Annotated in this window: 32 protein-coding genes; 6 read left to right on the top strand and 26 right to left on the bottom strand. The window is 48.5% G+C overall.

Going from position 1 to position 24,947, the window contains the following annotated elements; translation table 11 throughout:
• Window positions 1-56: 56 nt before the first annotated feature.
• Both HK22_RS10885 and HK22_RS10890 read right to left on the bottom strand, forming a co-directional pair.
• Window positions 57-1,895 (bottom strand): terminase large subunit, encoded by a 1,839-nt coding sequence (locus HK22_RS10885; RefSeq protein WP_086649252.1) that lies wholly within the window; start codon window positions 1,893-1,895, stop codon window positions 57-59.
• Window positions 1,876-2,235 (bottom strand): hypothetical protein, encoded by a 360-nt coding sequence (locus HK22_RS10890; protein WP_086649253.1) that lies wholly within the window; start codon window positions 2,233-2,235, stop codon window positions 1,876-1,878. Before HK22_RS10890 ends, HK22_RS10885 begins: the two co-directional genes overlap by 20 nt.
• 406 nt (window positions 2,236-2,641) lie before the next feature.
• Here HK22_RS10890 and HK22_RS10895 point away from each other — a divergent pair, with 406 nt between their 5' ends.
• The gene (locus HK22_RS10895; RefSeq protein ID WP_086649254.1) at window positions 2,642-3,001 is read left to right on the top strand and encodes a hypothetical protein; all 360 of its coding nucleotides are present in this window, start codon (window positions 2,642-2,644) and stop codon (window positions 2,999-3,001) included.
• A gap of 123 nt (window positions 3,002-3,124) precedes the next feature.
• Here HK22_RS10895 and HK22_RS10900 read toward each other — a convergent pair whose 3' ends face one another.
• The gene (locus HK22_RS10900; RefSeq protein ID WP_086649255.1) at window positions 3,125-3,967 is read right to left on the bottom strand and encodes a hypothetical protein; all 843 of its coding nucleotides are present in this window, start codon (window positions 3,965-3,967) and stop codon (window positions 3,125-3,127) included.
• Window positions 3,964-4,449, bottom strand: a complete 486-nt coding sequence (locus HK22_RS10905) for a phage GP46 family protein (RefSeq protein ID WP_086649256.1) — start codon at window positions 4,447-4,449, stop codon at window positions 3,964-3,966. The genes HK22_RS10900 and HK22_RS10905 overlap by 4 nt, the downstream gene beginning before the upstream one ends.
• Before the next feature lie 270 nt (window positions 4,450-4,719).
• On the opposite strand from HK22_RS10905, the gene HK22_RS10910 reads away from it, so the two are divergent.
• Window positions 4,720-5,154, top strand: coding sequence for a hypothetical protein (locus HK22_RS10910; RefSeq protein ID WP_086649257.1), 435 nt, complete (start codon window positions 4,720-4,722; stop codon window positions 5,152-5,154).
• Between the two features lie 50 nt (window positions 5,155-5,204).
• On the opposite strand, the gene HK22_RS10915 is transcribed toward HK22_RS10910, so the two are convergent.
• The 13 genes from HK22_RS10915 to HK22_RS10975 form a co-directional block, all read right to left on the bottom strand.
• On the bottom strand, window positions 5,205-5,402 hold the full coding sequence (locus HK22_RS10915) for a hypothetical protein (RefSeq protein ID WP_086649258.1): 198 nt from the start codon (window positions 5,400-5,402) through the stop codon (window positions 5,205-5,207).
• A 9-nt stretch (window positions 5,403-5,411) separates the two neighbouring features.
• Window positions 5,412-5,846 carry a hypothetical protein gene (locus HK22_RS10920; protein WP_086649259.1) on the bottom strand — a complete coding sequence of 145 codons (435 nt, stop codon included), beginning with the start codon at window positions 5,844-5,846 and terminating at the stop codon, window positions 5,412-5,414.
• Window positions 5,847-6,086: 240 nt separating this feature from the next.
• A complete protein-coding gene (locus HK22_RS10925; protein ID WP_086649260.1) occupies window positions 6,087-6,674 on the bottom strand; it encodes a phage baseplate assembly protein in 588 nt (195 codons plus the stop codon).
• Window positions 6,675-6,684: 10 nt separating this feature from the next.
• A complete protein-coding gene (locus HK22_RS10930) occupies window positions 6,685-7,812 on the bottom strand; it encodes a phage baseplate assembly protein (protein ID WP_086649261.1) in 1,128 nt (375 codons plus the stop codon).
• A 2-nt stretch (window positions 7,813-7,814) separates the two neighbouring features.
• Window positions 7,815-8,360: a hypothetical protein gene (locus tag HK22_RS10935; RefSeq protein ID WP_086649262.1), complete on the bottom strand. Its 546-nt coding sequence runs from the start codon at window positions 8,358-8,360 to the stop codon at window positions 7,815-7,817.
• On the bottom strand, window positions 8,357-8,746 hold the full coding sequence (locus HK22_RS10940; RefSeq protein WP_369827255.1) for a hypothetical protein: 390 nt from the start codon (window positions 8,744-8,746) through the stop codon (window positions 8,357-8,359). Before HK22_RS10940 ends, HK22_RS10935 begins: the two co-directional genes overlap by 4 nt.
• A gap of 56 nt (window positions 8,747-8,802) precedes the next feature.
• Entirely contained in the window at window positions 8,803-10,266 is a 1,464-nt protein-coding gene (locus tag HK22_RS10945) for a hypothetical protein (protein ID WP_143412405.1), read from the bottom strand.
• A 102-nt stretch (window positions 10,267-10,368) separates the two neighbouring features.
• Entirely contained in the window at window positions 10,369-10,734 is a 366-nt protein-coding gene (locus HK22_RS10950) for a phage tail tube protein (RefSeq protein ID WP_143412406.1), read from the bottom strand.
• A 13-nt stretch (window positions 10,735-10,747) separates the two neighbouring features.
• Complete coding sequence (locus tag HK22_RS10955; RefSeq protein ID WP_086649265.1) at window positions 10,748-11,905, bottom strand: hypothetical protein; 1,158 nt, start codon at window positions 11,903-11,905, stop codon at window positions 10,748-10,750.
• Window positions 11,906-11,967: 62 nt separating this feature from the next.
• Window positions 11,968-12,534: a hypothetical protein gene (locus HK22_RS10960; RefSeq protein ID WP_086649266.1), complete on the bottom strand. Its 567-nt coding sequence runs from the start codon at window positions 12,532-12,534 to the stop codon at window positions 11,968-11,970.
• Window positions 12,531-12,935 (bottom strand): hypothetical protein, encoded by a 405-nt coding sequence (locus tag HK22_RS10965; RefSeq protein ID WP_086649267.1) that lies wholly within the window; start codon window positions 12,933-12,935, stop codon window positions 12,531-12,533. The genes HK22_RS10960 and HK22_RS10965 overlap by 4 nt, the downstream gene beginning before the upstream one ends.
• The gene (locus HK22_RS14965; protein WP_143412407.1) at window positions 12,932-13,315 is read right to left on the bottom strand and encodes a hypothetical protein; all 384 of its coding nucleotides are present in this window, start codon (window positions 13,313-13,315) and stop codon (window positions 12,932-12,934) included. Before HK22_RS14965 ends, HK22_RS10965 begins: the two co-directional genes overlap by 4 nt.
• 2 nt (window positions 13,316-13,317) lie before the next feature.
• On the bottom strand, window positions 13,318-13,878 hold the full coding sequence (locus tag HK22_RS10975; protein WP_086649269.1) for a hypothetical protein: 561 nt from the start codon (window positions 13,876-13,878) through the stop codon (window positions 13,318-13,320).
• A gap of 295 nt (window positions 13,879-14,173) precedes the next feature.
• Here HK22_RS10975 and HK22_RS15520 point away from each other — a divergent pair, with 295 nt between their 5' ends.
• Window positions 14,174-14,539 (top strand): HNH endonuclease signature motif containing protein, encoded by a 366-nt coding sequence (locus HK22_RS15520; protein ID WP_086649270.1) that lies wholly within the window; start codon window positions 14,174-14,176, stop codon window positions 14,537-14,539.
• Here the strand turns inward: HK22_RS15520 and HK22_RS10985 are convergent.
• The 5 genes from HK22_RS10985 to HK22_RS11000 all read right to left on the bottom strand — a co-directional run bounded on the left by HK22_RS10985 (window position 14,525) and on the right by HK22_RS11000 (window position 17,916).
• Window positions 14,525-14,833, bottom strand: coding sequence for a hypothetical protein (locus HK22_RS10985; RefSeq protein ID WP_143412408.1), 309 nt, complete (start codon window positions 14,831-14,833; stop codon window positions 14,525-14,527). The two genes, HK22_RS15520 and HK22_RS10985, sit on opposite strands and share 15 nt — an antisense overlap.
• A complete protein-coding gene (locus HK22_RS14970; protein WP_143412409.1) occupies window positions 14,830-15,357 on the bottom strand; it encodes a hypothetical protein in 528 nt (175 codons plus the stop codon). Before HK22_RS14970 ends, HK22_RS10985 begins: the two co-directional genes overlap by 4 nt.
• 83 nt (window positions 15,358-15,440) lie before the next feature.
• Window positions 15,441-15,953, bottom strand: coding sequence for a lysozyme (locus tag HK22_RS10990; protein ID WP_086649272.1), 513 nt, complete (start codon window positions 15,951-15,953; stop codon window positions 15,441-15,443).
• 212 nt (window positions 15,954-16,165) lie between these two features.
• The gene (locus HK22_RS10995) at window positions 16,166-16,486 is read right to left on the bottom strand and encodes a hypothetical protein (RefSeq protein WP_086649273.1); all 321 of its coding nucleotides are present in this window, start codon (window positions 16,484-16,486) and stop codon (window positions 16,166-16,168) included.
• A 404-nt stretch (window positions 16,487-16,890) separates the two neighbouring features.
• Window positions 16,891-17,916, bottom strand: coding sequence for a DUF2806 domain-containing protein (locus tag HK22_RS11000; RefSeq protein WP_086649274.1), 1,026 nt, complete (start codon window positions 17,914-17,916; stop codon window positions 16,891-16,893).
• Between the two features lie 215 nt (window positions 17,917-18,131).
• On the opposite strand from HK22_RS11000, the gene HK22_RS14975 reads away from it, so the two are divergent.
• Entirely contained in the window at window positions 18,132-18,584 is a 453-nt protein-coding gene (locus tag HK22_RS14975) for a hypothetical protein (RefSeq protein WP_143412410.1), read from the top strand.
• Window positions 18,585-19,174: 590 nt separating this feature from the next.
• Window positions 19,175-19,612 carry a hypothetical protein gene (locus tag HK22_RS11005; protein WP_143412411.1) on the top strand — a complete coding sequence of 146 codons (438 nt, stop codon included), beginning with the start codon at window positions 19,175-19,177 and terminating at the stop codon, window positions 19,610-19,612.
• A gap of 70 nt (window positions 19,613-19,682) precedes the next feature.
• Here the strand turns inward: HK22_RS11005 and HK22_RS11010 are convergent, their stop codons facing one another.
• The 4 genes from HK22_RS11010 to HK22_RS11025 form a co-directional block, all read right to left on the bottom strand.
• Window positions 19,683-20,129, bottom strand: a complete 447-nt coding sequence (locus HK22_RS11010) for a hypothetical protein (protein ID WP_086649276.1) — start codon at window positions 20,127-20,129, stop codon at window positions 19,683-19,685.
• A 581-nt stretch (window positions 20,130-20,710) separates the two neighbouring features.
• On the bottom strand, window positions 20,711-21,391 hold the full coding sequence (locus tag HK22_RS11015) for a hypothetical protein (RefSeq protein ID WP_086649277.1): 681 nt from the start codon (window positions 21,389-21,391) through the stop codon (window positions 20,711-20,713).
• Window positions 21,391-22,275, bottom strand: coding sequence for a hypothetical protein (locus HK22_RS11020; RefSeq protein WP_086649278.1), 885 nt, complete (start codon window positions 22,273-22,275; stop codon window positions 21,391-21,393). Before HK22_RS11020 ends, HK22_RS11015 begins: the two co-directional genes overlap by 1 nt.
• A 363-nt stretch (window positions 22,276-22,638) precedes the next feature.
• Entirely contained in the window at window positions 22,639-23,940 is a 1,302-nt protein-coding gene (locus tag HK22_RS11025) for a tyrosine-type recombinase/integrase (RefSeq protein WP_086649279.1), read from the bottom strand.
• A 365-nt stretch (window positions 23,941-24,305) separates the two neighbouring features.
• On the opposite strand from HK22_RS11025, the gene arfB reads away from it, so the two are divergent.
• On the top strand, window positions 24,306-24,728 hold the full coding sequence (arfB, locus tag HK22_RS11030; RefSeq protein WP_062031087.1) for an alternative ribosome rescue aminoacyl-tRNA hydrolase ArfB: 423 nt from the start codon (window positions 24,306-24,308) through the stop codon (window positions 24,726-24,728).
• Window positions 24,729-24,947: the final 219 nt, after the last annotated feature.

A 24,947-nucleotide genomic window follows, 5' to 3' on the forward strand; every position in this document is an offset into this window, starting at 1 on the left:
TGGGCTTGGGCGTACCGTCTCATGACCCGAGTAAGGCATGAGACGATAAGAGGTGATTAACTGTCGGCTTTAGGCTTAGGGCTGAAAAACATCGGCTCGTCATCTTCGTTATTTTTCACGGAGAACAGGCAATTCAATACGGCATCGACACCGTCGATTTTGTTGTCTGGTGCCTTCTTTTCTTTCTCCAGTGAGAGCAATCCCTTCTTACCTTCAAACATGACGCAGTTTCGTATGTTCCACGACATGATTGGATTGTTGTGGAAGAACTTAGCCGTCACGAGCTTCTCTTCTAGCTTGATGATCGGTTCCGTAAGATAGATCGAAACCTGCTTGATGAAGAATACGCTTCGGCCTTCATTCGAGAGGACTTCACCAGTTTCACGACCCAGTGCTTCGTCAAAGTTGATGCTCTCGCAGTTATGCTGCTCGTCTAGGCTACGAATATGATCCTTGATCATATCGTATGAAATAGCTTCTTCACCGCACTCGATAAGATGTCCATCATCACGCCATTGCTGGTAAAGATTCCTACTGTCATTCTCGATGGTGTTCTTCGGCAGGAAGTAATAGGGGAACGCATAGATATTCCCCGAAATCTCACGGTCGCACTTCACGAGAACGACAGCGGTCATGTCACCGACGCGAGCCATATCGACGCCGATTGTTGCGATACCGGGGACATCATCTGGGCGCAGATCGGGCTTGTATGTGGACTGAACCTTAGAGGGGTCCATCCATTGCGTAGCCGCATTGAGCCAAAGGTTCAGGCGCTTCGGCATATATTCGATATATGAGGTCTTCAGAACCCTTGCTTCTTTGGCTTCATCTAAGACCTTCTCCCGGTTGATAGCTGAGTGCCATGCGGGATTGGCTTTCTCTAACGTGGCTTCTTCGAAGGGCGCGTCGTCGATATCGGCTGACCATACCACACAGAAGAAAGAGCGCATGGTGACTTCGCCGTTCAGGACACATTCGCAGAACTTGCGTCGTGAATAACCGAATGAGTCGAGGTTTAACCCGGCTGTCGTGATGGCGATCATCAGCGTATTAGCCGACTTGGCTGCACCCGAATTGAGGACGTTCCACACCTTCTCATCAACGGCATGAAGCTCGTCAACAATGCCAAGATAGACGTTCTTACCATCGAAGGCTTTCGTATCCCTCGATAGCGATTTGAACTCCCCGAGACCAAACTTATTACGGCACTGAATGCTGTACGCTTTGCGCTTGATGCCTAGAGCATCCATAAGCCGCTTATTGCCCAGAACATGCTCTTCGACTGCCTTATAGACCGCCTGTGCCTGTTCTCTCGTCGTAGCTGCACAATAGACCTTCGGGCCATAACGGCCATCGCATGACAGCATGTAGAGCACGAGGATCGAAACCATGAACGACTTGCCGTTTCCACGCGGTACGTCGATGTGAGCCGTTCGGACTATTCGATGCCCAGTAGCCTTATTTTTCCACCCGAATATCTGGGCCAATAGCCATAGCTGCCACGGCTCCAGGACGAATGGCTTGCCGCCGAACGTATCGTCGCCTTCGAGGTGTTTGAACTTGAGAGCAAAGCGCCTGATCTTCTCGGTAGCGAAGGGATCGAAATACTCTTCGGAGAAGGGGTCTCGTGCTGCCTTGAGGTATTCGAGAGAGCGCCAGCAAGCCAAATAGGCCAGACGCCCGACCTTGATTTTACCAAAGACGACATCCCGAGCGTATTGGAACTGCTCTTGTTGGAATGCCAGTAGCTTGGATTCATCAATGATCTCCTCTTCGGCATCCGCAAGAAGGACCGCCTCAAGGGCCTCAAGGAACTGTTCAGCTTGTTCCTTGGAGCCCGTGATGTGAAATGCGAAATCCTTTAGCTCGTCTTCATTAAATGCTGTTGAGGTCATCAAGTAGGCCCTCGTCAGCTTCTGGTTCTTCTCCCTTTGTGAGCGTCTTGTAATCGAGTGAGGTCAGGCCGAACTTTGCGAGGCCAGCGGCGATGCTTCGCTCTACGTTCCTCAAAAGATTGAATGCCGGGTTGCTGAACATGCGACCCGTTGAAGGGTTAGTCGATACGAGCGGACTTCCATCAAGTATTGAGACGAGCTCATCGGACTGGGCTATCTGCACAGCAAGCTGCGCGACGGCTATCGCGTAACTGTCGCGGTAGTCAGGGATGTTGGCAATCAAGTTATTAAATATATCTTCTCTCTCGGCGTTGCCTCTGATTGATATTGGGTAAGACATTATCAGTCTCCTTTAATTTTTTCGGATACCGATATTTAATGAAACAGAATACCTGCTCTGAATTTTTGAGTTTAGAGTTTGCAGAAACTGGTTTTGCACGCGGAAAGGGGAAGGTGCGCTTGTCATTCGACCATCCAAAAACATTTAGGCACGCTATATAGTGCTGTGACCGTGCTCGTCGTCGTGACCAGTCAAAGGAAAACCCCTGAGAGCCCCTGAGAGCGTCAGCGAGGGGGTTCTAGGTGTTCTCGTGTGCAAGTGTGCCGGGAAGGGTTTATTCGCATGTACGGGCTTCTATGACGCTCTCAGATGAGCATGAGTCGAGACATTCGCGTTGAATGTAACAGGAGCGGCTGTTATCAAGGATGCAGTAGAGTCGACAAGGAATAGAATAGTGCAAAGAAATATGATGCGTTTCAATAGACTGGTACGCGAAGTAGATGGCGAGTTAATCGTTCGGGCGCTCAAGAAGGTTCTGGTGTTGAAAACAGACGGTCCTTGGGAATTGAATGCTGACCTAGATGGACAGGCGGCTAAGGATCTCAAAAGTTTTTTGAATGTCGCTTTCTCTCAAAGAATGATTGAGGGGAACGAGATGGAGAGCTTGATGGAGCGCTCTATTGCTGAGTTGCTCAACGAAAGGCTCGATGAAGAGACCAAAGGATGTGATAGGTACGAAACCTTCATCATCGATCGCGATAGCCAGCCAGCTTATGATAAGGCTGCGGGGCTGGCTCAAGTCATATTCAATGACTTTTTTCGTTAAGTCGCCAAGTTATCGCTGATCCTTCCAACCATTGCGGTTGTCACTTTGTTGGTGATCGCTTTGGTTGAATGGCGACGTTCGTGTGCTGCCTTAGCAATCCTCATTGTGGTCATGTGTTCTCCTTTATATCTGTGTCAGTTTGGTCTCTAGGGTCGCTAGGTTCTCCTGCTGATTAGTTATTTGTTTATCCGCTACTGCGTTGATGATGCCGGTGGTGGATAGGTTTGTTGTGTCGATTGTGCCCTTCACGATATCACTGACGCTGTTGTCCTGTAGGTATCTGCCGAGGGTCCAGCCACTACCCAGCATGTCGTCGATACCCGAGAGACTTGCGATCTTGATTGCACCGCCAGTAACCAATGAGGGCAAAGTGCTTTTGATGCCGCTCGTGAATGATGATGCGACGCCTGCAATGCTGGATATCTTTTGTCCCAAACTTGCAGAGGTCAGGGACATGGACTGTGTGTAGGCATCTGCAACAACACCGAAGCCAGTTCCGCTCATTGTCTGGGATACGACGCTGCTGACGAGAGAGAGCCCGATACCCGAAACGGCGGTCCCGGACTTGTTGCCGATGAATGTTCCGCGAATATAGATGTTCTCTCGGTCCTCGACGCTGTTCGTGACTTCGAGGTTCTTCAAGACACCATCGAAGTTCCCTCTGTCTGGGTGCTTGAGCGTAATCAGGCTCGGCTTAGCGAGCAGTTTCTCGATATGGTCTCGCATCGAAAAGGGAGAGTCAGAGAGCAGTAGGTCGATTGCCAGGCCAATCATTCCGCCGGTCGAAACCGGGATAATGCCTTCAAAATTGCAGACGAAGGGGTTGTTGCCCACGGCCTGAAAGATCGTCGGCGCGTCAGTGACAAAGTTCTGGATTACCCAGTTGGTGGAAGCGGGCTGTTCGACAAGGCGTAAGGTGTCGACGTTTATTCCACCGAGATAAAATCTGCCGGTTACTGCGGTCATTGTGGACCTCCTATGCTACCAGACTGTTGCTCTGATATCGGGCTAGGCGACCACATATATTTGTATTGTTCAGTCTGGTTTGGTTGTGTGACCGTTATGGTAATGCGGCAATCCGAACTCGTGATCATCGAGACAGTGATATCTATGTCCTCTGCGATCTTTTCTTCTATGAGCCATTGCAGAGCATCCTTGCAGATACCGGATACTAAGTTGGTATAATCATCTGTTGTTTGGGTTGGGATATACCAAAGGGTCCATAACAAGCTGCCCATTTCATAGACGCTGGAATCATCATTGCCCCACCAGCCTCGTTTGTCGTCTGTGCGGGTCCATGTGTCCGGGGCTCGTTTGTCGGTGAATAGTGATATGATAACTGCGCTTTCGAGCGAGCCCGTAGTCGCGATGCTGTTTGTCGTTGGATCGACAAACCAGTCCAGCCTGTCGTTATCTGTGTCAATTTTCCATGCTAGATCGCCTGTCATGAGAACTCCAATATCGTTGCTTTATGTTGGATATTTAGCGCGGTTGATATTGAGTTCTATATTTTATATCTTTAGGGTGGACTTAATCATAGTGAACCGGAATAGTACAACATGAATGGAAATACCCCGCCCGGTAGTACTCTACCCGTTAGTACCCCGCCCGCTAGTACTCTACCCGCTATTACTCTACCCGCTAGTACCCCATCGAGTAGCGTTATAGATGGAGTATTTAAATCCATAAAGTTCGCAATTCTATTGGTATGCGGTAGTATGGTTCTCTATGCTCTTATTGTATGTTCTATTCCAGATAAACTAAAAGCCCTGATGGCCGCTCTATCGGGGTATTTGGCTTGGCGTAAGGTTATGGAGATATCCGGTAAGGGCCGCAATAATACAGCGGCATCTATAGAAGTTGGTTTTGTTGTTCTCATTTTTATTGCCTATGCTCTATTCTCGCATGATAATTGGCGAGGCCTATGGTTGGCTTCCGTTATTATTGGCGGTGTATTTTTGATCTCGATGGTGGCGACAATTTATATTGCATCTCGTGCGGGAGTAGCTGAGTCAGGTAAGAGCGATTACAAATTAATAGATTTCGCAGCATTAATGGTTTCGTTCAATAGTTTCATGACTTTATCCACCACCGTGTTCGGGCCTATGCTTTTGAAATTGCTTCCAATGCTTTTAGGATTTTTTGGGCATTAGAGGAAGAAAATGGCATGGCTCATTCCGCCATGCCATTTTGATCGTCTTTCTTAGTTGGTTGCTTTGTCTGCTGCCTGATCGACGTTAGCAGATGCCTGATCAGCGAGTGTGTCTGCCGAAGACATCTGAGAGTCAGTCGGACCGGTCGAACTCTTGTTGGCGTCAACAAGCTGCTCAACAAGCGTGATGAGTGTCGGGATATTGGCTCCGAGGACACCGAGGATTTTTAGAATGGTAGCTACGTTCATGGTCTCACCTTAGTTTGAGTTAGCATCGACTGCGGCAGTCGTGTTTGTTGCTGTTGCGGAAAGTGTTGGGTCGCTAGATGTGACAGTGATGTTCTTCGCATTCAGATATGCGACGAATGAATCAATGGCTGTGGTCGCAAGGGTCAAAGAGGTATCTGTAATACTCTGACCAGCTTCGACCTTTGTTCTTACTGCGACGATAGCTGTATGTGCCTGATCGTTGTAGAACTTGATCTGCTTCACGACCTCTGGATCGGGGGTTCCGAATGAGCCGCTTTCGTACTGGACGGCTATGTTGGCTGCCTCGGTATAAAGTGATTCAACGGTGAAATAGGTTTTCTTCTGTGTTACGACTGTGTTTGTGCAACCGGCGAGGAATGAAGCACTCAATGCGAGTGATAGAACCATTGTCACGCCAAAAAGTCTGTTTTTAAGTGAAGACATTTTGCCTCCTTTTTAAATGGGTTAATAACTGTACTATTTAGAGGCATGAAGATGATTTAGTGCCTTAACTCTTATAAGTAACTTGTGATGGCGAGGTTTTTCTGTTCTCCTTTTCCTCGTCATCATCTCCATAGTGTTCTCCTTAAGGTAAACCCCGGAAGTTTTAACTTCCGGGGTTTCGTTGTCTCGGCCATTTCTGCAATGTCTTTGGCTATTATTCCGAATAGGCAATCACCTGAATTATTGCGGACCAGCAGTCATCGAGCCCTTACCGTTTTCAAGGTGTTCATGGCTCTCTAGTGAGATGGAACCGGCTTTGACATCGCCAGTGGCCGTGATTGTTCCGCTAACCTTTACGTCAGCCGATATATCAATTTCGTTGCCCGTGATGGTCATGATCGTCTTGTCACCGACTTGCAGGAGTATCTTTTCCTTGCAGTCGACGATGACCGCTCCGTTGCTCAGATATACCTTCTGGCCGATGTTGTCGTAGATCTGTGTCTCGCCCGGTTTCATGTTCTTCGGGTGGAACCGGACATCAAAAATATGGCTGATGAACTTGTTCTGGTTGTTGCCATACGGGCTGTTCGTCATTGCCGTAGCACCAGCTAGATGTGCGGATGAGAAGCCGTACATACCTGCAACGGTAATGTCGTTGTGAACCTCTCCGACTGTCCCATAACTGTTGACCTGTGTGGTGTGCTGATTGCCAGCCGTCTTCGCATCAGTTGTCAGAACTGCTCCCTTCGATGCGTTAAGGAACCTGCTGCTCAACTGGTTTAACTGGTCTTCTAACTGGCAAATTCGTTTGTGTAGGCGCTGATCCATCGCTTCTCCCTTAGTTGTCCGTGTTGCTTGTGCTGATGTTTTGTTCCGCCGAGGCGCCAGCAATAACGATTGGCTCCGGGGTGAAACCGAGAGGGTGCATGAGGCTCAAAAGTGTGGTCTCGCCCTCTGACCGGCTGTACCGATACGTCACGTCCGATATTAGCCAAGTGTCTTTGATCGACAGTTTCGGGAGGTCAATCTGAACCATTTGCTCGACATCCCATATCTGTCCCGCTGCGTAGGCATGACCAGAAACCGTGACCTCTAATGTCCGTGAGCGAGCCCATGTCCTATTGCGGGTCCAGTCGGCTAGTCTCTGAGAATAATCACCGGAGGCGTTCATCGTAGCGTTGATGATCAGCCTCTCTCGGGATGGGTCTTTCTTGAGTATCTCGTCATCTTGGGCGAGGCCGAATGTCATGGATGAGAAATTGTCATTCCCCAGGGCGACAGGCTGCAAGACGACGCGATAGGTGGCGAAGCGTTCACTGTCGTCTTCAACAAGGCTCATATCCAAAATTGGGGCGTTGTTGTCTAATCTGGCTACCGGTCTGGCACTGGGATCGACCTTGCTTATGATGAGATCGCCTTGTGGGCTGTCATAAACTAAGACGCCTTCGTAACTGGCGGCTCTTGATATGACAGGCCAGACGTTTTCGCCGGGATTAAGATTGAAGCCGACCAGTGACTGTTCCGAAGTGTCGCCTCTCTTGTCGATGATATCGCCTTGAATGTTTAGCGGGCTGATCATCTGGCTTATAAGGTCAATAAGGCTGTTCGCCGTTACGTTGTAGCCATTGTTCTTCGCATTGCAGTCGAAGATATTTCTGATGATCGAACGCCCCGAAATCACAACCTCAAGCGAGTTCGAGTTGAGGCGACGTGGCTTTCTTTCGACAACCCCACGATGGATAATCTGCTTGTGCGACCAGATCGTTACCGTATCGAGTGTCTGGATCAGATCGACGGCTGATGTCTTTCCGTCTGGGAGTTTCAGGATGAGGGCAATCGAATAATTGCTCGGGATGGTTTCGATTGAACGTGTGACCTGAACCCCTTCGATGTTCTCAATTCTGTATGAGCCGATGAGAACATGGATGCCGTCATCTTGCGGTGTGTAGTTTGCTGATGCCGCCATGATTATCTGCTCAAGATTTCTATGTCAGTGGCTTCGATGAAGAACGGGTTCACTGGATCATTGCGAATGATGATCTCTTCGTCCCTCGAACCATCGCCATAAAGTTTCTGGGCAAGGGCGCAGGGGCATGTGGCCTTTTTGAGCTCCAATGTCAGCAGTTCGGGTAAGCCGGTGCACCTCTGACGGACATCGTTCTCGATGCTGGACAGAAGGTTATCGAAATACATGAATACGTCGATTTCGTTGCTGGAACTGGAATACTCTATCTCTGCGTCGAACAAGGGAGACATCGAAGCCAGAAAGGACAGACCGTCTTGTCTTGATGTGAACGCAACCTGTGTGGAGACAACACCGATCCGAACCAGTGCCAGTCTTCGGACTACGGCAGCGGATACGGCGTCACTGGTTGCGTCGATGGACTGCGTGGTTGCGTTGTATCCTCCCAGACCCACAATATCTTTGAGTATTCTCACTTGAGTTTTTGCATCGGTTACAAGGTTATCGATTGTATCCAGAATGCTCGAAAAATTATCGGGCGTAATAGTCATCTTAATCCTTTCTCTAGTTCGGCCACGGTCAATACCCGAAGGCCGTTCTTTAATGCCCAGTCTCGGTATGTGGTCTTCGACGATTTAGAGATTGTCTTGGTCTCATCGTAGAACACCATTACGATATCGAGTTCCGGGTTCTGCTTCTTGACTGCCCTGATCTTCGACCGATCTTGTGACCTGAAATAGCCTTTGGTTTCGATTATCGTCTTCGATCCATCTGCGTTGTAATGGACCCAATCAGGCGTGTAAGTTGATGTGGTAACATAAGGAATCTTGATTGCTTCATATTGGTATGAAGTTCCTAGAATCTTATCGACTTTATCTTCGAACTTGTTTCGTGTCTTGCTCATGTCATTATTTAGAGAGCGCGACATTTCAGACATAAAGAAACCCGATCTTGTGACCGGGCTCCTCTATCGTTGTAGTTATTTGTTTGTTCTTAGGAAGTTTTCTTACCAAGGCCAGGAACACTAGCAACAACACCTGATGGTGTCTGCTCTGTGAACGTCGAAGAGTTATCAACCACATCACATGCACCGTTGAACTCAATACGGGTTAGGCAAACGTCGCGTGTCAGAGCAGTTTCGAAGGAGTCATAAAGTCTCCATGCTCTGCTGTTCTGCTGGATTAGGTTGGTGGTTGTACCGCCGTTCGTGATCGTACCAGCATCGAAGGTATCGAATGCGTAGAAGTTACCGTTAGCAACCCAGTACTCGTTCTCGGAGAACATATAAGCCGGAGCGACTGTGTTGGTTGTCACTGCGCTACCTGTCTTATCCGATGTCTCGTTGGTGGATAGGTTCGAACTGGAAAGGAACTTCACGCCGAATAGACCATTAGCGATGATGTTCGCATAAACGAAGTTACCTGTGATCGAAGCGCGTGCCTCGATAACACCGCGTAGAATCTCTGGTATTACGCAATACTGCTGAGAATAGTCACCAGCGTTTCTCTTCTTAGCTGCTGCATTCGAGATTGCAGAAGCGAACTTCTGAATCCAAACGACGGATGTTGCTTCGTCTTCTGCGGTCAGTGCCGAGAAGTCAACTTCGATAATGTTCTGCGTCTGCTTCGCGTAGCCCTTCGCACCAGTAGGAACTGTTGGGTCAGAACCGTCACTGTTGAGGATAATTGATTCCTTAACCAGCTTGTAACGTGACTGCATTTCATTAACGATCATGTCTTCAAGAACATCACCAGAGAATGCCAGCGCCTGACGGGTGGAAGTGATGATGGAACCATAATACTTACCGACCTTAGCGATAACGTCGGTGCCGATATCACTGACGGAGATCAAGCCGTTTTCACTGTTGAATGAACCAGTCGAACCTGTGACCATACGCGGAGCGATGAAGTTGTTGTTCACCATCTCGACGTTACGGGTAAAGGCGTCTGTGACAATGTTCTTGTTCAATAGCGAAATCAAGAGGCTCTTGTCGTAGTTAGGAGCCTGAAGTGTTAGACCATCTGTCGTGAGGGTAGATGCCTTACTGATCGTCTCAAAGTCTCTTGAACCGAATGACTTCTGATAGATTGCCTGTGCCTGACGTGCAGTTTCAGGACGTGTCTTGAGTTCCTGTAAGTAGATTGCACGAGCCATCATCTTGAGTGGGTTAGAGTCGGCGCGGTTGTTAATGCCCTTGGAAATACCAAATGACTTAGATACGCTTGCAGATACTTCTTCGTCGTCACTGTCGGCTTCATCAGCATCCTTGGACTTTTCTGCTTCAATATCCTCGGCAGCCTTTGATCTCTTTGCCTTAGTCATTTCGGACTTAATGGCATCTTCGGTCTCGTCGAACTCTTTCTCCAGTTCGTCGGTCGACTCGCCGTCGCTCTCTGCCTTCTGAATGCTCTTGTGCAATACTGTTAGGCGAGTTTTTAGCTCTTCGGCTTTCGCCAAATGTTCATATGATCTCATATTTTCCCTTCAATGGAAGTTATTAAAATGTACTTCTGTATTTAATAAAGTTGGCGACGAGGTCTTAAGCCGCCGCCAAAATAATTAGGACTCAATCATCTGGCTGAACGAAAGTTCTAGTTCAGACTGTACTTCATCGACCGACAAGTCGTATGGCTTGTCGAATGTGCATTCTAGGAATGTGAAAGTACGACCATCCATTGTCGTTAGCTCAACGGTGAAGTCGTCTTCGTCGAGAAGATCGGTTGCACTTGTTCCCGCTACCCACTGAACAGTGAGGGACAGCTTACCGAAGGTGTAAGTGACCTTCGCGTATGGGCTTAGACCCTGCATTGTCGGGATACGCTCGCGGTTCTTACCGGAAGGCGTGATCTTGATTGTGCCAGGCATTACGTTCTGCTGGATACCTGCAATACTGCTAGATGCCAGACCTGCGTCAAATATACTCATGCGTCACCTCAAATTAAGAAGTTGTTAAAGTTGCGCCGATATCAATAGCGCGAAGTGTTTTGGTGAGGCGTAGCGGTAGATATACGGATACCTTTCCGTCACCTTCATAAACTACTACCATTTCTTTAGAGAATGTCTTGATATTCTGAACAACTAGCTCGTTTTGTAGCTGGTTGTAGATTGCAATACATGCGCTGTCGATGGTGCTCAATGTGACCGCAGTAGAACCAGCCGGAATTGCCGTGGACGTATCGGTGATGATTTTCTTTGCTACTGCGAAGAAATCGTTATTGAGGATCTGCGTGAAGGTCTGTCCCGCGTATGCGAGCTTATTCAGCGTTTCGATATCTCTGTACGAAGTGTCTGCTGTTCCTGTTGCGTTCGTCTGATATGTCGTGCGACCACGCTCAATCGTTGACTCACCGCCATTATCCTGACGAACAATCGCGAAGCCATTGTTGAACAGGGTATTTCTGTCAGTTCTCGAAAACATCTGTGAATTGCTGACAGGTGCGAGACCAACGGCTAGAGCCTGAATACCAGCAGTTGGATCACTAGCCGACTGAACGATAACTTCGTTAGCTAGGAGACCGGAACGGGTAGCGATGGACTGAACCAATGGCTCCGAAAGGTCATACTTCGGAAGAGCAAACACCACGTTATAGGCGGAGTTAAGCGACTTACCGAGGGTAACAAGGTTCTCAACGGTGTCTTCGACAGCCGAAATCGCGTAGTTGTAATCTTCCTGTAGGTACTTCCATGAAGGCGCGACTACTGCGTCGATGGCCTGAACCACGCCAGCCTGACTGGCGTAAGAATGAACGAGCCAATAATCAAGGTCGATTACGGAGTTCAGTGCCTTAGTGACATCGGCTGCGCTATTGGATTCAGCGGCTACGAAATAGACCGTGATGCCGTTGTTAGCGACGCCCTGATACATCTCGTAGATGTCAGAACTTACACCTGCGAGGGTCTTTAGCGCGTCATCGGATACGACGAGGGTTAGCTTGTTGATCGAACCGGACGGGTTCTCCGAGCCGTTCGTTGATAGCGTCCCGAGCAACAGGATAACCTTATCGACAGTTACGTCGTTGTTTCCGGCACTGTAGAAGTTCAGTTTCGCACCCGGAATGTTATCTGTTGAAGGAACACCAATAGTAATGGTTGCCATTATAATTCCCTTCTTAAATGGTTATTTTCCTTCTGTTATTTAATGAGAGATGACCGTCAGATTTAGGTTGTCTGGTCAACATCAGTGGTAATTTTGATATCAAATGTTGGTTCGATAGCTTTTAGGTCTTCTAGCGTGCCGGAATAGTGGTCCTGATCACTCAAGAGTACGTCGATATAGTATTCTAGCTTGTAGCTATATCGGGCATTGTCGATGATATATGGCTCGCCGTTACTGTAGAGTATCGGAAAGCCGTTCAATCGACCTTCACCCGTTCTTGCCCCCAAGACGGCCCAGTGTGCCGCTGCAATGTAATTCTTCTCCGCGTCATCTGTCTGGTTAAGCCCTGTGAGTTCAGCGGACATCGGCAGGACAATGACGACGAAATACGAGATACGAACCGGCTGGCTGACAGCGTTCATAATCTTGGTCGGGCTAGCCGTCTGGGTGCCAGGTGTCACATAGATCGCGGGTAGCTGCTTCTGATCCACGATCTCTTGAGTGAGTATCCGCTGCAATGACCCGGTTCCGCCCACCGTCTTGAATACAGGTGTTTCACCGTTTGGGCCGACTAGCTGGTGTATGCGCTTAATGAGGTCGGTAATCTGTGGGTATTGAAGTTGGTTCATGGGTTCACCTTGATTGTTATGCCTATTGCGTCTGCGATCCTCTTCTCGATTTCAGGGGCCATCTCTTCCAGCACTCGTGAGAGATAGGGTCTGGCCTCGACCCTTGCCCCGTTCCAAAGGTTTGCTCCGGCTTCCAGCGCAAGTGCTTGCCTTGCCGTGTCGACGATCTTCACGGAGTTTTTCGTCACCTTAACCCTGATCTGTTTCGCCAATGTGCCGGTGAGGCTGTTAGGTACGTCTCCGGGTTTTGAGGGCTTATGAGGCGTGTTGGCACCGGAAAGGATTAGCTGCTGAGTACGGCGCTGGATCTCGCGGCCTATTATGCTCAATTCACTTTTCAGGCGGCTTTCGTTGAGGACCAAGACGCCCGGATTGTCGACGATCAGTTGAATGCTGCTCATGATTGAGCCTCGCGCAGTTCAGAAAGTTGAACAGTCATGAAGGCGTTCTGACCTTCATCGAATATCACTTCGTTGATCTGGAAAGACTGGGTGAGAGTTTTGTCGTCATCAATGGGATCGAACAGCGTTCTTGTTCCGATAAGGCTGTAATCGAGATCTCTTCGCGCCCATGTTTTGAATGTGTGGGTGAAGCCTCGATCTGCTACCTGTACTCCCGCTATCGTGACGTAAGGAGTGACATTGGCAAGAGCGCCATCTGCTACGAACACGACAGTCTCTACATTGGTGTCGCGGCCGGTATCTGGATCGTTGACGACCTCTCGTTTTGAGAAGGTTATTTCGACATTCGACTGTTGCAGGTCTTTTCTCGTTACGGCCATGCTTACCACCTGCTACCGAACGAGACTCTCTGATGATTTCTGATGATCGACTGGACCATCGGAGAATCAATGTCCATCGTCATTGATCCGCCAGAATACATCATGTTTTTGACTATCTCGATGATGCCCATCTGGATATCCATCGGAACCGTCTCTGGGCTGTCAGCGATACCACCAGTGAAGTTGACCGTTATCGAAGAGAATAGGGCCATCTCGTCGTAGATATCTTGGTTCCAAGAGAGCTGGAAACGTGCCGGTTTGGAGTTGAGATCAGTGAAATAATCGACGTTCTCTACCAATGTCTGATCGGCTTGTGCGGGCCTCGACATCACCATGCTATCAAGACTGGTTGCTCTTCCGGGTAGGTTGATCCATTGCCCAGTGAGGAATGAGTTACCGCCGAAGGACATCGTCGGCATCATCAAGGCTTTGAAGTAGTGGTTAAAGTTTTCATTCGGTGTTCTGGCGATTGTCCATTTCACTGGTGCGCTGACGAGGAGTTCACCGATAACGCCTTCGATATACTGGGTGGCCATCTCTGCATAACTCTGCATGAGAGCCATTCGTGATGGGTCTTGTAGTGAGCAAGCCTTTCGCATCAATAGCGGATCGACCGGGCACTTCGTCGGGGTGACTTGGCGATAGGTATACATGAATCACCTCACTTCGACAGAAGGTCAGAATCATCACGTTCGCTGGCTACGAACTCCGCATCTCCGTCCTCGATGAGTTTCTCACCGATGAACTTGCGAACACTCTTTGTCTGGCCTTCAATGAGCTTTGGATTCAGAGTCTTTAGTATCTTAACAATCATGATTTCACCTTAAATAGTAATAATCATACTTATTAAGGTTCATAATGAAGAAAGTCAGACAGCTAAAACGAGTGTCAGTCCCAACATTGAAGAAGAAGGTAGAGACTGCTCCTGTTTACGATAATAGATGGCGGAAGGTTTCTCGCGAATACCGAGACCGACATACCTATTGTGTGAAATGTTGGGAGAAGGGGGTACTCACTACAGAGGCTACCTCGGTCCTTCACGTCGATCATATCATACCTGTTAAGGACCGACCGGACCTCCAGTATGACGAGAGCAATTTTATGTGTCTGTGCATCAACTGCCATACCGAAAAGACACTAGCCGAGAACCCACAATGCCTTGGTGGCCAAAAAGAAAGCCGATGGTTTTTTGATCCACCGGCTTCTGGTTCACGCAAAGGCTAACTTGAAGGCTATCGCATCACTGGGATGATGGAACCAAAGAGTTTCACCGAACTCTGCTCTTGCTGATAGCCAGACGATATCCCGGTCAGGTGACAGTCTGTCGTAGGTCAGATCAGACATATATCTGATCCTGAGGCCTTTGATCTTACACCACGAGACTGCCTGTTCCATCGTCTCTAGGCTTGCCAGTTTGGGTTTCGGGAATATGACGTGATAGAGACCATCCAATAGGTCGATGTTCTGCTGCTCGATATCTAGGGCATCGAAGCCATCCGGTAACTGCTGGTGTATCATGCTGATGCCTTTGGCTTGCGGCCCTGTTTGCTGCGACCTGTCAGGCCCATCGCTTCTTCGAAAGTGAGGCCGAGGTTCTTCTTCTCGCATGTCGTCTTCCACGAGTAGATCGCGAACAGATCTGACCATTCCTTCCAAGTCTTTGTGCAGCCCTGATAGGTGTAAGGTGTTTTGCTAATCTGTGTGCCGGATCGTCGGCTAGGTCTCTTATTCGCGGATTGCTCTTTGCTGGTAGCCCAACGGCAGTTATCAGGACGGTAGCCTGCCCCGTTATCTATGCGATCCAGCGAGTAATGACGTGACGGCTTGCAGCCCATATCGCAGAGGAAATGCGAGAAGCCATATTGCGGGTCTAGCCATTCCTTACAGACGGTGATCCCTCTTGCGCCGTAATCCTGATATCGGACCATCTTCGGATTTGTGCAGCGATGTTTCATGGCGTGCCATGTATTGTATTCAGTCTTATGCTGAGTAATTAATGAAGTTCCCTTGAATATATCTCTTTTATTCATATTATATGACATTACCAGTCTCCTAAAATATAATTGCTCTGGTTTTATGTTGCGCTATTTTACTTATTGGAGGCGGCTATTCATTATATGCGTACTTAAATAGGCTTGACTATTCCTGTGAGAAATAGCTTGCGCTCTGCCTGTCTTCTTCGGGTTAACCCCAGAACTGATTTTCCATTGGATTTATTCCACGCCAGTATTTCATCGGCGGCTTGCTTGGGTAGGCCGAAGTTGACCAGCTTCAATAACGTGGAGTGTTCGCCATTCTTGAGCCACACGAAGCCGTCTCGAACCCCCGGACGACCGGGACCAATGTTGAACACGAATGACGTGAGGGCATCGAATTCGCCCTGGCTCAGTTCTCTGGTGACGTTCGCCCTAACGATAGCAGAGGCAAAGCTCGCATCTCGGGCCAGTAGTTCGTGTGCCTGTTGTGGGCTAATCACCATGCCGGGTTTCACATCCGAGCCGGTGTGGCCGTATCCAATCGTGAGTATACCGGCGATATCTTTATAGGCTTTGAGGCTTAGACCTTCGAAGCGTTGAATGAGCGTCAAGCCATCGTTCGAGATTGTCTTATCTGCGTTCGGGAGAGGGGCTGATTCCATCTATTCCTTTCAGATGAGGCCATAGACGGTCGAGCAGCCCATACTTGTTGAAGGGAATGTCTATGGCCTCATTTCTACTTATTCGTTCTTTCGGTCCTGCTCCGCCACGAACTCATTCCATTCAAGGAGTTCTCTGACCGGCATGTTCCAGATACCGAGGGGATCGTTGGGATGAACCCGCGTCCAGTTGAGCCTCATTGCGAGGCTGCGTGTCACTCGTTCCCGGTTTCGTCTGATGTCCCGGTTGCTTCTTCCCCAGATTGCTCTGGTGCTACCGTCAAAAAACGAAAGGCATCCACAAGAACCCAGCGCCATAGGCTCTTAACTGCAAGTGCGGTCTCGCCGCTGCACTGGACCACAAGATCAACCATGAACTCGGTTGATTTGCCGGGTAGTAGTTCCCCGTCTGATCCGGTCTTACCCTTGATAGCCGCTTCCCACTGAACTGTGCTTGGGAGTTCGACAGTGATGCTATCGAGTGTTCTCTTGTTCACCGTGACGGGCTTAAAATTGATGGTCTTTTCGTAATCCATGCTTTGTCTCCTTGGACATTGGTTTCTTCTGCTCTTACTTATTGTTTTGAATATTTTTTAAGACGCAGATTGGACTACAGTCGAAGTGACAATTCAGACGCTACTGCACGGCGCTCTGAGAGCGCCGTGCAGTAGCGTCGAGGTTCTGTGGGGTATCCAACATAGCTAAGGAGGGTATGAGGCGTTGTAGCGCGAAATATGATGCCCACACGAAAGCTGGAAAATCCGAATGGGGCTTTTTAGAGCACAATATTGTATGAATAACGATGTCTTCATGTATCGGCTGTTCATATAATCCTTAACGGATCTATAAACGGAGGCTTTGGTGCTTTATTTTTTGACTACTATTGAGATTCATCTGACCTTTGTTTCCCAAACTAGGAGGTTATGATGAGATTTGGTGTTTATTTTCTATCCCAAGAGGACATTGGATTATTCTCGTATTGTACGTTGTTTCCGAGTTTGTGTAGTATCTTATGGATAGAGTATCCTGAGATAGAAATATTTTCTTTCAGTACCGCTTCTAACTTAGAGATTTTGTTAGGATTGCTTTGTGGTTTATCAATGATTTTTATAAGTTCTAAACCTGTATCAGTAAGGGGTATTGCGGCTATCTCTACATTTTCCTTTATTTTATTCTCGTTTGTTTTTATTATTACAATAAAATCGTCAACTATTAAATGTGCCGGGGCATCAGATTTTTGTTGTATTACTGCTGTAAGGCGGGAGCTAATGCCGTTGATTAGTCCCGCATTTTCTAGTCGTAAGAGATCTGAGAAGTGTTCAGACTTATATTCATTTGGAAAATAAATCGCATTCCCTATGGCAAATGACGAGATTTCAACAAAACTCGCCGCAGTTTTCTGATCAATCTCAGACAAAAGTCGTAAGGTTGGTAAAGAAAAGCGGCCCGGGTGTCTCACTTCGCCGGAAAGAATACGGCCCCAAAGCTGTCGGGTGCGTTCTGAGGTGGCTTTTTCTGCGTATGATGAGAAGAAGTTGAGCCAGTCTTCATCCAAGGCCTCACTTGTATCGGAGCTATCTGTATGTTTTTCTCCAATATCTTTGAGAGCTTCTTCCGCTACAGCTTCTTTGTTTTCCTGCTTGCGGTAAGCATCGCCCATCGTTTCAACGATGGCGCGCTCCATCAAATCGGGATCACCAGATATTGTCTTCGCCATATCTGGAGCAAGCAGCTCAAGAACGTGCTTTTGAACTTCTGACTTATTGCTTTCTCTCTTGATGTCGTCATCGACATCTGCGTTTTCTTTTTTGTCTTCTTGATCCCATTTGCGGGTAAGTCTACCCGTTAAGCGGTCAACGCCTTGCCCACACCGACTTTTCACTCCATCTGGTATCATGCGCCAGATTGCTGGAAGGTTTTGCCCGCTAATGGCACCCAATAAGAAAGCACCAAGATCAGTCGCCATATCTAACTCTCCGAGAAAACATTGTTTTCAAGCGGAGAGCGAAGTTCTAACTAGGGCGCTACTCCGTGATTGAAGATAGGTTTACTCGAATAATGAACCCTAGCCAAGTTTGCGGATGCGATAATAACCCGAGACCCTGTGTTATATGGCGTGTGTCAGGTTTTTGGGCGGGGGGTTCTCGCGCGTTAACCGCTTGTCTCGGGTGAGGATAGCCGATGAAGTGTAATCAGAGAGACTTCAAAAATCATATCACGAACTTTGTTGGCACGAGCATCTTATGCGGAGCAACATTCGCCTATGGGGCTGGCGTTAAGGTACCCACGAATGTTTATGTTTTTGGACCGGTAATCCGATGTGCGCAGGTTATCGAGGTCGATAGAAAGCCTGATGAAAATGATGGTCGGCGGCTTCAGATTGATAGTTACGTTGGAGGATTGCTCACTGGCTTAAACTATGGGCAAGTCAGTTGGGCGATGGTTACGCGAAAATCCGATGCTCCTATCAACGTTACTATCGGTGAGAAGTCGTCCTACGAATGGCGTAAGAGTTGGATTCATACCTATTGCATAGAGCATCCAGACGAGCATCTCGCTGATGCTGCTGTTCAACTCTGGCAGTTCATGCGCGATCATCATGTAGGAGAAGTGGGAGTAGATTCTAGTCAGTGAGCGTCATAGAATGCCGTCTCTCTGGGGTAGCATACATGGGCTGGAGGTCTTGCGCCGCACTGTACGGGGCTCTTAAATAATAGAAAACCCGGCTCGTTGGCCGGGTTTTCTATGTCCATCTTACTCTGCGACTAAGATGGGCCACGCACGCAAGCCATACGCTTTCGCGTAGAGCTTATCGCCGGTGATAGGGCATGTACGCCAAGGGCGAAACACATACCGATAACCGGTTGGTGCGGGCGGAAAGGATTTTTTAGACATCCTCGTGCTCCCACTGGGGTGGTGTGAGGCATTGAGCAATACATAGGAATGTCGTAACGTAGCGGCGTTCAAACACACTGCGCTGGATTATCCGGTGCATCTGGCAGCCATGCCTAACATAGTGGCTGCCCCGCAAAACGAGATAGGCCTGCTTTCGACTGGTACTCGAGGGCAGGCCTGTTTCGTTTTTAAGGCCGAGATCAGATGTCTCATACTCCCGGATTGATTGCAAGCCTTCATATTCGCGGATTAAGATTTTTATTTGTTCCCGTATTTGTAGGTGCTATTGCTTTTTGTGGAGTGCGTTTGGCGCTTCAAAGGGGGTAAGTATGGCTGAAAATCCGCTTGTGATAGCGATGGAGAATATTGCAAATCGAAGAAGAAAGCTTCAAGCTGAAATGGCTGAGTTGGATAAGATGCTATACGATTTATCTAAGTATAGTGAAGTTTCCATAGAAACTATTTTCAAATATCTTGATGATATATATAATAACGAAGTCGATGACACGCCATCTGATGGATTACAAAGGATTAGTGAAAAAGAACTAGAATCTTTTGTTATACATTTTATTCAAATGAATGGCCCTATGGATGTTGATAGCATACTGCATTTACTAAGGGTGCATGGTTATGATGCTGGTGGGGCTGACAAAAGAAAAAATCTAAATACTAGATTGTGGAGGATAACTAAAGAAAATAATCCTATAAACAAAAGAGAGGATGGATTCTACATAGTAAACATGCCTAATGGAAGTGGGATGATGTGATATATAAAATATCATTTAGAACAAAAAACAAGTAAGTCGATAGTTTATGGGGTATCCTATTTCATGTTTATTATTTGATTTTGTAGGAACCCCTTTTACGTCCCTTCATCGCTGCTGCACGATTAGCCTTGCGTTCTTCACTCCAAGGGGCCTTAGGTCTGCGAAGTTTCGCCTTAGCTTTTTCGGTCTTCTTCTCACCTTGCTTCAAGCGGCAATCCCTCTTGGATTCTTCTGCTGATCTGATCCATGCCGTTTGCATGTTCATAGGCGCGCCTGTTCTCACGTAAAGAGGTTTCCATGTGAGGCAGTAATCCAGTTTGATTGTCTGGTTAGTTCCGTGTGCGACGGCATGAAGAACTGCGTTGTTGAGATGAATGAGGGCATCAACGTTCTTGACCCAGAGCTTCTTGTAATCTTCGAAGGTAAGATCGAAATGAATGTTCATTTTGCGCTGGTATGCTTGTGCGAATTGAAACTTTTTCTTCAAAAGCTTAACTGTGTTTTCATGTAAAATCATTGGTTAGTCCTCTCTAAATGCGCAGAACCCCTGATGAGGGGACCAACCACGGGCTCATCAGGGGTTCATTTAGAAAGAAGGTTTTGTGAACTACGTCTGATGAGAACCAATGCGCGATGGCATTGGTTGGTCCCATCAGCTTTTGTTCTTATATCTATTTATACTTTGGGGCTTCTTTAGGTGTCATTATTCAGGGGCGTCCCGGTTTACCTGCGCTCAGCGCGAGCAAATTCTTAGCCTTACGGAGCGCAGAGCGTAGCGAGCGCCCGGAGGGCTAAGACAACAAGTACAGGACTGGCGAGCTAGAGCGAGCAATGACGCCGTAGGCATCCGGTGACTCAGGTCGTAAGACCGAAAACCCGGATGACGCGACGCGTCTTTGAGCAAAGCGAAAAGACGCGGGCGTCAAGCCCGGTTTAGATTTTTCGTTATTCATCTGGGGGTGTTTACTGGACTCTGTTACTACTTACAGTAGTAATAGTGTCTATTAAATATCTCTAGATGAGTACCGACGGCTCTCCTTATATAAGTTGTTGTGCAACATATGAATAAGATCGTGACAAGTGGTCACGAGCTCTCATTCAGTCGTTTGATCTCAGCTTGGCTAACCACCCTCTAAGGTCGAGCAGTAGACCTAGATCCTGCGTTGGAGGTTTCTCATATACATTAAGGTAATCCTCCACGATTCCGATGAAAGTCCTGTTCAGGATCTCTTTTTCAGATTCTCCTGAACCAGTAAGCTCATAATCGCTTTTTCTGACCATCACGGGAACATGAAGAGTTGCCTCTATCTCGCCTTCCCTAGGTTCTCGGAAGAATAACTGCTCCTGCGCTGTCATTTCTTCCCAGATACCTTGAGCATCTTCGAGGACCGTCTCGTGCTTGCGAACAAGATCCTTTTCATCGCTCACGCGCTTTAGGTGACTGGCAGAGGTCCTGGCTACCGTGCTCCCTCGGCTGCGGCCCCTCGACCTCTTCTTCTTGGCGAAAAACGCCACTGTATCTGACACCTTCCGAAAGTACGTCTCAGCTTCGCCAGAAAGATCAGGATACAACGTTCGGGCGTGATGCCGATCTCTTCTATCCTGCTCATATCTGTCCCGCTCGGCAGTCATCTTCTGCTCATCGAGGACACCCAGTTTGACGAACGTTTCCCACTTAACTGTGTGTTCTTCGGTATAACGAAGCGCATGTAGGCAGTTATAGACAGGAACAAGGGCAGCAATGCTGCCCTCCTCCTTCGTTACATACGGATTGCCCATTACGCGGCTCCTTTCAGAGTTACCTCCGCTGGAGTGGGTTCCCCCTCTACTATTGTTAGTGGAGGCTGCTTTTCCTCTTCCGGGGGACAAGTATTCGTGGCCTCAACGGCTTTGAGAGCCATAGACATTGCAGCAGACAACTCTCCGAGAATGCGAAACTTGCCCCCGACATTCAAGCCGTAAACCACCACGAGCGTATCTGAGGTCAGAGACCCAATCGGCTTTTCAGGCAAGGTTTTGGCCTTACGTTTGAGGTCGTCGGCTCGTTTGATTTTCCGCATCTCGACGGACGGGTTATTGATATCCCTCTCCGCCTTTCTGATCCCCACAAGACCTTTCGGATAAGCCTTGTCGTTACTATCGGTCTCGTTGAAGTCACGGATGAAATCAGCCGCCTTATCAGCCTCGACGTCGTACCGATCAAGATATGCGAGCACCGACGCATTCTTGTCGTGGCTCGGGTTTCGAATAAACTTAGGATATTTCCCAATTACCGGATAGTTGATCAGTTTATCCGCATCGAAACGACCGAAATACATTCGGATGACCGGGAGCCACTTGTTTTGGTTTTCGGCCGGCGCAGCAAGCCCATGTGTCGCGTAAAGCATATTACGCTCTGCGCTCGACATCTCGAACAGTTTGCATCCGAGTGCATAAGCATTCGCAATCTGGCTAATCAACCGATCACGCGCCCGCTCTTCTTCTGCGTAGCAGCGAGCCGCAAACTCTTTACCTTTGAGATAAAGAGATTTGGTCTCTTCATCGAGTGTGAGCTTTGCCATCGACAGAATGCTATTGAGGCTACCGAGTGCCATTTCCGTCTCAACTTCGAGGGATTTTGCAGACACAACAATGGTATCCGCACGCAGATTTACTTTAGCCATTACGGCCTCCTTGCTTATATGTGAAAAATACTTGGCTTAGAACCAAGATCAGACGTTGTTCCGTGCTGATATCATTGTAGATGACACAATAAAGGTGGCCATAAAAGGACTTTTTACTTCCTTTCCACTGGTCTATAGAAATGCTCAATCGAATGAAAACGGCCAAAATCCGGGACAAACCGAACCAAAACTTTTTTGCTTTGCTATCCTGTTTAGCAAAGGAAAGCAGGGGCTATGGCGCGGTAATGCCCTCAGATCATCACTCGCTGGAGATCGGTGACCGCGAGTAGCAGGGAAGCCGGACATAGAAAAAGCCCAGTGAGTGACGTTCGCTGGGCTTGGATAACGCTACTGCTCTGGTGCTTAATCTTTGAGGGTAAACTCGATCTTCGGCTCTCTGCTCGAATGCTCGGTAAAATCTATGTTCGTTGAAGCAGGCCGGAGTTTGTCGGCGTGCTGTTCGACTGCTCGATGTGCGTACCATTCCTCGATCATCTTCACGCTTGTCCCGGCATTGCGCGCGATGAGATGAATGTCGGCACCCTCATTGAGCATCCGAGTGATGTAGTAGTGACGGAATGAATACGAGGTGCGTCGATGACCTCTGTAATCGGTTCGCAAACCACATTCAGTGAGAGCTTCAACGATCTGGTCATTGAATGTCTTCACACGACTGCCATCGACGTGCCGCCACACATACGACGTCTTTTCCATCGGAAGACCGCGAGCAACTTGTAGGAGATAAAGCGTGTTGAGAAAGAACCCGACGTTGTGCCAAGGCACTAATGTTCGACCTTCTTTCCCTTTGCCATAAACCTGTATGCCAAACTTGTCGGCAGAATGCTCCTTGGGCTCAAGGAAGTTTATGCCTTTGAAATCGCACCAGCGTAATCGCTGGCATTCCGTTGGACGCATTCCTGAACCACGCATTGTCTCGACATATACGGCGAGCATATAAGCTTCGTAGTATTTCTTCTCATCGCCGTTCGATCTCGTGACACCATTGAGCAGGTGATTGATCAATGCCGTCATCTCATCTTCGGTGAAACTTGGACGGGCGTTGATTGATACCTTTGTCTTCTCGAACTCGGGAATGCGATTGATGTAGCCCTCATTGAGACAAAACTTAAGAAACTTGCGGAGAACGATCTCTTCTGCATGTCGGGTCGATTCAGATGGTATCTTACGAGTCGGCGGTCTTCTTACACTTTTGCCGTCCCGCTCATACTCGACATATTTGACATCGCGTCCTGGGCCATCAATCCAATAGGTCTCGCGCCATCTTTGAAACTTCGCAATAGTCCGGCTCGTGATAGATTCGGGCTTATCTTCTCCCCAGAAACCAACGATGTAACGTGTTAGGGCTGTCTTCTCTGGATTCGTTAGCTTTCCGACGGCTAACCAATCCGCAGCAATCCCACGGACGCTTTTCGTCTTTACCGCCAGCCCCTGCTCTGCCCGTATCAAGCACTCGTGATAAAAACGCGAGGCAAGTGCATAGGCATGATTGTGATCGTCGGTACCGAGGCTCTTACGCTGCTGGCCTTTGCCTTTGATGGAGAATCGAACGAGCCAGTTTTTGGTATTTGACTGCTGATACAGTGTGAAGGGTTGCTTAGGCTGACGTGCTAATGGTCGGCTGTCTTTGCTGCTACTTTGCTTCATCGCGCTTAACCCCTTGAGTTTGCTTAACCCAGAAAGCGTTAAAGAATGCTTTGCTAGGGCTTTGCTAAGCGTGCTGTCAGTTCCCAAAAAGGACAACCACAAGCAAAATCAAGCACTTATAGGATTTGATATTTTCTAGGAGAGAGGGAGAACCTATTAAAAGTCGAATGCTCTACCAACTGAGCTACCGGTTCATCCGCACGCTGGCTACCCCACAACCCATAAGGGCGTCAACCTCACAGCCGCGAAAAACAGGTCCAACATTTCTCCAGACATGGCTTCTCCCCGCAAAAGAGGCTATGGGCGCCCCACGTTCTACCTCCACATCCCAGACGCCGCTTTTCAGCCCGGAAAGGAAGAAACAGATGCCAATCCAGATTCTTCCCGGTCTCGCACTCGAAGACGACGAACTGAAGGTGACCTATATTCTGGCGTCAGGTCCCGGCGGGCAGAACGTCAACAAGGTGGCGACGGCCGCCCAGCTCCGCTTCGACGCCGCACGATCTCCCGCCCTGCCAGACCGGATCAGAACCCGCCTGATCGAACTGGCTGGCAGCCGGGCCACGCAGAATGGTGAAATCATCATCACCGCCCGTCGCTTCCGGACACAGCAGCGTAACCGCGAAGACGCCATCGAACGTCTGGCAGAACTGATCCGGAAAGCCGCCCATCGTCCGGCGTTCCGCGTCGCCACACGCCCCGGAAAGGCCGCCAGACAGCGACGTCTGGATGGGAAGTCCCACCGGGCAGGCATCAAACGCAACCGGACAGTGCGTCTGGACGACTGATCTGAATGATCGACAGCGCCCATTACCGAACAGGAACGGCCGCAGCTTTCTTATGCCCGCCAACCATATCCGATACGATCAAATAACATAAAACAGAGCTGGCAAACCGCCTTTCTCACACACAGTGAAACAAACAAAACTATATTTCTCCGAAAAGTACCTACCAGAAATTTCATTCCCCTAATCCGGACCGTAAAACCTCTTTGTTGCCAACCTGCA

It is taken from the genome of Gluconobacter sp. DsW_056 (assembly GCF_002153595.1).
Taxonomy (GTDB): Bacteria; Pseudomonadota; Alphaproteobacteria; order Acetobacterales; family Acetobacteraceae; genus Gluconobacter; species Gluconobacter albidus.